This is a genomic window from Streptomyces sp. MMS24-W38 (assembly GCF_059889265.1).
The window spans coordinates 27,647-36,317 of sequence record NZ_JCBCPP010000001.1 but is presented as its reverse complement, the minus strand read 5'-3'; the positions used below and the strand labels follow the sequence as shown (position 1 = coordinate 36,317).

Genomic DNA, 8,671 nt, shown 5'->3' with positions numbered 1-8,671 from the left:
GGCGGGGCGGTCGGCGCCGGGGCGGTGTGCCCCGGCCGGACGGCGGCGGGCGGCGAAGCGGCCGTTCGGGCCGGGACCGGGCCGGGCCCGTCAGACGAGGGGGCTGAAGAAATAGGTGTCGCGGCGGGTGAAGAGGCCCTCGGGCGAGAGGGTGAAGAAGTCGGCGAAGCGCAGGGAGACCGGGCTGCCGTCGCGGAGTTCGCCCTGGAAGCTGCCCTGGACGGCGACGTCGCCGCCGACCGCGGTCACCGACGTCACCGTGTGCCGGCCCCGGCTGATGACGCGCTCCTGCCGGTAGAAGCGGTCCAGTTCGGTGCGGCCCGCCAGCGGCGGGTAGCCGGGGCGGTGGTAGACGGCGTGCGGAGCGAACAGGGCGGTCAGCCCGTCGATGTCGCCGGCGTCGACGAGCCGGTAGTAGGCGTGGACCCTCTCGATGTCGGCGGAGAGGTGCCGGACTGCGGTCATGGGGTGGGGGTCCTTCCTGGCGGGCGGGAACCGGGGCGTGGGAGCGGTGTGGTGGGGACGGGACCGGCCGGGGTGCGCGACCGTGATCACGAAGCTGTCGGCCACCCGGAAGCGGCCGCGGACCGGGAAGGGGCCCCGGTCCAGTCGGAACCCGCCGCCGGGCAGGCCGAGGGACGCGACGTGGCGGCCGACGGCGGCGGCGTTCACACCGTGCCCCCGGCCGCCGCCGCAGGTGCGCCGGGGGCGGCGGTGAGGACGGACACGACGTCGGCGAGCCGGTCGTGCAGGTAGAAGTGGCCGCCGGGCAGGAGGTGGCTGCGGAACGGGCCGGTGGTCAGCTCCTCCCAGGCCGCCAGGTGCTCGGGGCGGACACCGGGGTCGCCGCTGCCGCCGAGCACGGTGACGGGCACGGACAGCGGGGGACGGGGGGTGAACCGGTAGGTCTCGCAGAGGGCGTAGTCGGCCCGGATCACCGGCAGCAGCAGGTCGAGGAGGTCGGGGTGGGCCAGGACCTCCGGCTGGGTGCCCTCCATCCGCACCAGGTGGGCGACGAGTTCCTCCCGGGGCAGGCGGTGGACGTCGTCCCGGCCGCGCGGCAGCGAGGGCGCCCGGCAGGCAGAGGCGAACAGGTGGTCGGGGGCCCGGCCGCGGGCGGTCAGCGCGTGGGCGAGCTCGTAGCCGAGCAGAGCGCCCATGCTGTGCCCGAACAGGACCATGCGCGGGTGGTGCGCGGCCCGCTCCAGCATCCGGTCGGCGAGCTCGTCCACCACCTCGCCGGCCCGGGTGGCCGGCGGTTCGCCGAACCGGTTCTCCCGGCCGGGCAGCTGTACGGGGACGACCTCGGCGGCGGCGCCGAGGAGCGCGGGCCATCGGCGGTAGGCGGAGGCTCCGGCTCCGGCGTGGGGCAGGCAGAACAGCACGGTCGCGGGAGCCGGGCCGCCGGCCGCGGCCGGCTCCGGGAACCAGGCCGTGGGGGTGCGCGGGTGGTACGGGGTCACCGGGCCACCGCGCTTCCGGGCACGTAGGCGCGGCGGGCCAGGCGGGCGGGACCCTGGGCGGCCGGAGCGGGCGCGGCGGTGTTCCGTTCGAGGTGCGCGGCGACCGCGCGGACGGTGGGGTCGCCGAACAGTTCGGCGATGGGCAGGTCGACGCCGTACCGCTCGCGGACCCGGACCAGCAGCTGCATGGCGAGGAGGGAGTGGCCGCCCAGCAGAAAGAAGTTCTGGGTGGCCCCGACCTGCGGGATGCCGAGGAGTTCGGCGAAGAGCTCGGCGACCTCCCGCTCCAGCAGGGTGCCGGCAGGCTCGGTCGGGGACGTCTGCGGGGCGTCCTGGCGCGGTGCCGGCAGGGCGGCGCGGTCGACCTTGCCGTTGCCGGTGAGTGGCAGGCGGTCCAGCCGGACGAACGCGGTGGGCACCAGGTACTCGGGCAGCAGCGCCCGCAGGTGGGCGGCTGCCTCGCCCGGGGCGGGCGCGTCGTCGCCGGCGTAGTAGCAGACCAGCCGCTTGGCGGCGGCCTCGCCGTGGACGACCGTGACGGACTCCGCCACCCGGGGGTGGCGCAGCAGCGCGGCGTCGGCCTCGCCCGGTTCGACGCGGAAGCCACGGATCTTGACCTGGAAGTCGGCGCGGCCGAGGAAGTCGACCGAGCCGTCGGGCAGTCGGCGGCCGAGGTCGCCGGTGTCGTACATGCGGGCGCCCGGGGTGTCCGCGAACGGGTCTGGCAGGAAGCGCTCCGCCGTCAGCTCCGGGCGGCCGAGGTAGCCGCGCCCGAGGCCGTCGCCGCCGATGTGGATGCGCCCGGGGACGCCGACGGGGCAGGGGGCGAGGCGGTCGTCGAGGACGTGGACGGTGGTGTTCTCGATGGGCGTGCCGATCGGGATGCGGGTGCCGGCCGCAGCGGGGTCGGGGCCGACGGTGTGGGCGGTCGCGAAGGTGGTGGACTCCGTCGGCCCGTACCCGTTGACCAGGCGGGGTCCGCCGTCGAGCGCGGTGACGCGGGCCGCCGCGTGGACGTCGAGGACGTCGCCGCCGACGAGGAGCTGGCGCAGCGGGGCGAAGATCCCGGGGTCGTGGGCGGCAAGCTGGTTGAAGAGGGAGGTGGTCATCACGGCGGTGTCGACGCGGTGGTCGCGCAGCGCTCCGGCGAGGCGGGCCGGGGTGAGGACGCTGTCGCGGTCGAGGCCGATCAGGGTGCCGCCGTTGAGGAGGGCGCCCCAGATCTCGAACGTGGCGGCGTCGAAGGCGGCGTTGGAGAGCTGGGCCACGCGGTCGCCCGAGGCGAAGGAGACGTAGCGGGTGCCGAGGACGAGGCGGGCGATGTTGCGATGGGTGATGCCGATGCCCTTGGGCACTCCGGTGGATCCGGAGGTGTACATCACGTAGGCCAGGTCGTCCGGGCCGGTGCCGGCGGCGGCTGGGTCCGTGGACGGTTCCGCGGTGGCCGCAGGGTCCAGCAGGGAGGCGACCTCCAGCACCGGGACGCCTGCCCCGGCACCGGTCCCGTCCGCGGCGAACGGGTCGTCGCCGCCGGCCGTCAGCACGGCGGAGACGGCCGCCTCGGCAAGTACTTGGCGGCGGCGCTCCGCGGGGTGGGCCGGGTCGAGCGGCACGTAGGCCGCGCCGGTCTTCACCACGGCGAGGGCGGCGAGGACGACGCCGGGGTGGCGGTCCATGTGCAGGGCGACCAGGTCCCCGGTGCCGATGTCCAGCGCGCGCAGCCGGCCGGCGAGCAGCTCCGCGACGCGGTCCAGCCCGCGGTAGGAGAGCCGGACCTCGCCGTGCAGGAGGGCGGGGGCGTCGGGTGTGCGGTCGGCCTGCCGGGCGAAGAGGGTGGCGAGCGTCTCGTCGCACGGGTAGGGGGAGCCGGTGTCGTTCCACCGCTTCAGCAGGCCGAGTTCCTCGTCCGAGAGCAGCCGGGCCTCGCCGACGGGGGTGGCGGGGTCCGCGGCGAACGCGGCGGCGAGGGCGCGGAAGTGGAGGGCGAACCGCTCCATGGTGGCGCGGTCGAAGAGCGCCGAGGCGTAGTCGATCATTCCTTCGACGCCGTCGCCGGTCTCGGTGAGGACCATGTTGAGGTCGACGAGGGTGGTGCGGTGGGTCAGCGGCAGGGATTCGGCGTCGAGGCCGCCGATGCGGATCCCGGCGCCGCCGCGGCCGGTCTGGAGCGCGCCGAGCCCGGTGTCCCGCCCGCGGTGGGGGCTGGTGAGGCTGAACAGCACCTGGTAGCCGGGGGCGCGGGAGGTGTCGCGGGTCAGCCTCAGCCGCTCGACGAGCGTGGGGAACGGCATGTCCTGGTGGTGCAGGGCGTCGGTGACGGCCGCGCCGGCGGCGCGGACCTGGCTGAGGAAGTCCTGGTCGGCGTCGACGCGGGAGCGGATCAGGACGGGATTGACGAAGTAGCCGACGCTGCCGTGGGTGGCCGGGTCGGTGCGCCCCGAGGTGGGCACGCCGACGAGGAAGTCGCTGCGGCCGGTATAGCGGTGCACCAGTGTCTGGAAGACGCCCAGCAGCACCGTGAAGAGCGTGGTGCCCTCGCGGGCGGCGAGATTGCGCAGCGCGTCGACGGTCGCGGCTTTCAGGGCGAAGGGGACGGAGTCGCCGTCGAAGGACTGGTGGGCCGGGCGGGGCCGGTCGGCGGGCAGCTCCAACACGGGGTCGCAGCCGTCGAGGACGTCGCGCCAGTGCTCCCACAGCTCCTCGCCGTGCCGTTCGCCGGCGGCGGCGTGGCGGCGCATCAGTGCGGCGTGCGGCCGGCGTGGGGCGGGCAGGGCGGCGGCGTCGCCGTCGGCTCCGCACAGGGTGCCGAGCTCCTCGGCGAGCACGGTCAGGGACCACATGTCGGCGACGATGTGATGCACCACCAGGCAGAGCACGTCCCCGTCGGGGTGGGTCAGCAGCAGGGCCCGCAGCAGCCGGCCGGCGGACAGGTCGAACGCGGTGTCGGCGATCTCGCGGGCGGCCAGGTCGCGCAGCCCGGCCTCGTCCAGGGCGGAGGCGTCGGCCACCGTGAAGTCGGCCGCGGTGTCCGCGGCCACCTGTTGGAAGGGCACGCCGTCGGCGGTGTGGAACGCGGTGCGCAGGGCGGGGTGGCGCTCGACCAGGGTGTCCAGGGCCCGGCGCAGCACCTGAGGGGGGAGGGAAGTGCGCAAGCGGAGGGCGACGGAGATGTGGGGGGCGGTGCCGGGATTCTGCTGTTCCAGGTACCACAGGGCGCGCTGACCGCTCGTCAGCGGCAGCGGGGCGTGGGGGTCCGGGTCGGTTTCGGCGCCTTCGAGGGTGCTGGTGCGCGGGCCTGGGGCGGCGGAACGGGCGTCGCCGAGGCTGCGGACGATGTCGTCCAGGCCCGCTCCGCCGAGCAGCGCCTCCAGCGCGAGGTCGATGCCGAGCTCCTCGGCCACGGCAGCCTTGAACTGCAGGGTGGCGAGGGAGTCCATGCCCTGGCCGACGAGGGCGGCGGCGGGGTCGACGGGCCTGCCGAGCCGGTCGGACGCGAGGCGCAGGACTGCGGTCCGCAGGTCTTCGCCCTGCTCTGGCGCGTCCGCGGAGGCCTGCTGTTCGCCTTCCCAGCGGTGGACGGTCCGCAGGCCGTCGGCGGCGAGCAGCTCGCGGCAGTGGGACCGCTGGACCTTGCCGCTGGAGGTGCGGGGCACACTGCCCGGGCGGACCAGGACGACCGCGCCGGGGGTGAGCCCGTGCTCGCGGCCGAGCGCCGCGAGGACGGCGGTGACGACGTCGGCGTATTCCTCGCCGTCCTTGGGGCGGGAGGTCTCCAGGACGAGGACGGCTTCCTCGCCGTGCGCGCCGGCGCGGGCGAACGCCGCTCCGCCGCGGCGGACCAGCGGGTGGGACTCGGCGGCGGTGTGCTCCAGGTCGGACGGGTAGTGGTTGCGGCCGCGGACGACGACGAGGTCCTTGCTGCGGCCGACGACGTGAAGCTCGCCGCCGTGCAGGAATCCCAGGTCGCCGGTGCGCATGGCGGGGGCGCCGGGGCCGGCCGGGGTGGGGAACGTCTCGGCGGTGACGTCGGGGCGGTTCCAGTAGCCGGCGGCGACGCTTGCTCCGCCGACGGTGATCTCGCCGACCTGGCCGTGCGCGCACTCGGCGCCGGTGGCCGGGTCGACGACGGCCACGGAGACGCCGTCGGAGGGCGGGCCGCAGCTGACGACCTCGGTGCCGCCGGGCTGCAGTGCCGGCACGCTGCCGGGCGCCAGGCTGTCGGCGTCGAACGCGACCGGGGCGGTGCCCCCCAGGGAGCGGCCGGACACCAGCAGGGTGGCCTCGGCGAGGCCGTAGCAGGGGAAGAACGCCTGCTTGCGGAAGCCGGTTGGCGCCGTCTTGGCGGCGAACCGGTCGAGCGTCTCGGCGCGGACGGGCTCGGCGCCGTTGAAGGCGACCTCCCAGCGGGACAGGTCGAGGCCCTCCAGGTCGGCGTCCGAGAGCCGGTCGACGCACAGGTCGTACGCGAAGTTGGGGCCGCCGCTGACCTGGGCGCCCTCCTGGGAGATGAGCTCCAGCCACATCCGGGGGCTGGTGACGAAGGAGAACGGCGACATCAGCGTCGCGGTGCAGCCGGCGTACAGCGGCTGGAGGATGCCGCCGATCAGGCCCATGTCGTGGTAAGGCGGCAGCCAGCTGACGGCATGGCTGTGGGGGCCGGTGCCGAAGGTCCGCTGGATCTCCCGGGAGTTCGCCAGCAGGTTGCCATGGGTGACCATCACGCCCTTCGGCGACCCGGTGGAGCCGGAGGTGTACTGGAGGAACGCGACGGTGTCGGAGTCGATCTCCGGGCGGCGCCAGGCGTCGGCGTCGGGCATCGGGTCGGTCGGCGAGATCAGCTGGGCGGCGCAGTCCCCGGTCAGGTAGGGGGCGATGGAGGCGCCGTCCTCGTCGGCGAGTACGGCCGCAGCACCGGCGTCGGCGAGCACCGCGGCATGCCGGGCTGAGTGGCGTACGCGCGGCGGCGGGTAGAGGGGGACGGCCGTGGCGCCGGCGTACAGGCAGCCGAGGAAGGCGGCGATGTAGTCGAGACCGGGGGCGAGGAGGACGAGCACGCGCTCACCGGTGAGGCCGCGGTCCTGGAGGTGGGCGGCGATGGAGCGGGCCTTTGCGTCGAGTCCAGCCCGGGAGAGCCGGTCGCGGTCGCCGCCGTGCCGGTGGACGAACGAGAAGGCGGCGCGGTCGGGGTCGGCGGCGGCCCGATCGCGAACGAGATCGGTGAACGTGCCTGCCGGGGCAGGGGGAAGAAGTGACACGGAGGTCTCCTTGGTTCGGCGGTGCGCGGGTCACGCGGTGCGCCAGCGCAGCCAGCGGGCGGCCGCGGCCAGGCCGGCCGCCGCCATCGCGGTGAGGACGAGAAGGTCGAGGAGGAGGGCGGGGCCCAGGTCGCCGGCCAGGCTCAGGCGCAGGCCGTCGGCGGCGTACGTCGGCGGGAGCAGGAATCCGGCCAGGCGCAGCGGCGCGGGCAGGGCCTCCGGCGGCATCAGTACGGGGGAGGCCAGCAGGAGGACGAAGACGAGCAGGTTGGTGACGACGACGGTCAGTTCGACGTCGTCGATGAGCGAGCCGATGGTCATGCCGAGCGCGGCCAGGGCGAGAGCGGACAACGGCAGGACCAGCAGTAGGACGGGGGACAGGACGACGTCGGCGCCGAAGAGGTACTTGGCGGCGAGGACGGGCGTCAGGAGCCCGGGGGCGACCAGGACGAGCCGGGCGCAGACCAGTGCGGCCACGAAGGACGCCTTGTTGATGGGCAGGGAGGCGTAGTAGAGCATCTGCCCCTGGCTCTTGAGGTGCCCGATGCGCTGCGCCAGGGTGGCGATGCCCTCGGTGGCCAGTGCGAAGACCGCGGCACCGCTGACGATGTAGAGCATGCTCCCCGGGCCGGCGGGGGCCGTGCCGATGCGCGACAGCCCGAAGACCATCGCGAGCGGCATGAGGAAGCCGAACATCAGCGTCCAGGGCCAGGTGGACCGGACCTCCAGCATCTGTTCGAGCCAGAGGTACGCGAACTCCACGCCGGCGCGGCGGAGCCGCTCCCGTGCCGTGCGCCGGACGGGCCGGACGGCGGGCTCCGGGGCATCCGCCGGAACGGCCGGCCCGTCGGAGACGGGGGCCGGAGCCGGGTCCAGGACGGCGACGGCGGCGGCGCGCTCAGCACGGGCAGCGGGCGTGGCAGCAGCGGTTGCGGTGGGGGCGGCGGTTTCGGCGGCGAGCGCGGAGGCTCCGGTTGCGCGCTTGCCGTCCAGGGCCAGGTAGACATCCTCCAGTGACGGCCTGGCCAGCCGAAAGTCGTCGATGCGGCTCATTCCGACGGAGTGCACCAGTTGCTGGAGGAGCGCCGGGACCCGTTCGGTCGCGGATCGTATGACATAGCTTCCCTCCCGGCCCCCGGCGGTCACGTCGCCCACGGCGGACAGCTCTCGTACTTCGGCGTCGGTGAGCGGCGCGGAGTCCCGTACGAGCAGTTCGAGCCGGGTCCGGTCGCCGATGCTCTGCTTCAGTTCGCCAGGCGTGCCCTCCGCGACGACGCGCCCGGTGTTCATGACGGCCACCCGGTGCACAGCGGCCTCTGCCTCCAGCACGTTGTGCGTGACGAGCAGTACCGTGGTGCCGTCCTCGGTGTTGCGGCGCGCTACGGCGTCCCAGATCACGCGACGGTTGCGCGGGTCGAGTTCGTTGGTCGGCTCGTCGAGGACGAGGACCTTCGGCCGGCCCATGAGCGCCATGCCGATGTTGACCAGCCGCATCGAGCCGCCGCTGAGCTTGTCGACGTGCCGGTCCGCCCGGTCGCCGAGGCCGAACTCCTCAATCAGCTCGCCGGTCTGGAGCCTGGCGTCGCGGTCGCTCTGGCCGCGCAGCCGACCGGTGAAGTACAGGGCGCGGCGCACCTCCATCCGGCGCATCGGCAGCCCCGCCTGGGGCAGGAAGCCGGTGATGCGCTTGACGGCGTCGGGGTCGCGGACCGGGTCGAGGCCTTCGACGCGAAGCGTGCCCGAGGTGGGCCGGGCCAGGCCGAGCAGCTGGGAGACGAGCGTGGTCTTCCCGGCTCCGTTGGGGCCCAGCAGGCCCAGGACCTGGCCGCGGGCAACAGTCAGGGTCACACCGTCGTTCGCGCGCACGCTCTTTCCGTCATGCCCGGTGTACTCCCTGGTCACGTCGTGGATGTGGATGGCGGCATCGCGGGTTCCACCGGACACGGCTCCTCC

Annotated in this window: 4 protein-coding genes; all 4 read right to left on the bottom strand. The window is 74.7% G+C overall.

All coding sequences use genetic code 11. From position 1 onward, the window contains the following. Positions 1-90: 90 nt before the first annotated feature. Genes AC6F7H_RS00130 through AC6F7H_RS00115 form a run of 4 tightly spaced genes read right to left on the bottom strand, consistent with a single transcriptional unit; the run spans position 91 to position 8,662 of the window. A complete protein-coding gene (locus tag AC6F7H_RS00130) occupies positions 91-672 on the bottom strand; it encodes a nuclear transport factor 2 family protein (protein WP_500754433.1) in 582 nt (193 codons plus the stop codon). Then, positions 669-1,463: a thioesterase II family protein gene (locus AC6F7H_RS00125; RefSeq protein WP_500754431.1), complete on the bottom strand. Its 795-nt coding sequence runs from the start codon at positions 1,461-1,463 to the stop codon at positions 669-671. Before AC6F7H_RS00125 ends, AC6F7H_RS00130 begins: the two co-directional genes overlap by 4 nt. Next, the gene (locus AC6F7H_RS00120) at positions 1,460-6,718 is read right to left on the bottom strand and encodes an amino acid adenylation domain-containing protein (protein WP_500754429.1); all 5,259 of its coding nucleotides are present in this window, start codon (positions 6,716-6,718) and stop codon (positions 1,460-1,462) included. Before AC6F7H_RS00120 ends, AC6F7H_RS00125 begins: the two co-directional genes overlap by 4 nt. 30 nt (positions 6,719-6,748) lie before the next feature. Continuing rightward, entirely contained in the window at positions 6,749-8,662 is a 1,914-nt protein-coding gene (locus AC6F7H_RS00115; RefSeq protein WP_500754428.1) for an ATP-binding cassette domain-containing protein, read from the bottom strand. Positions 8,663-8,671: the final 9 nt, after the last annotated feature.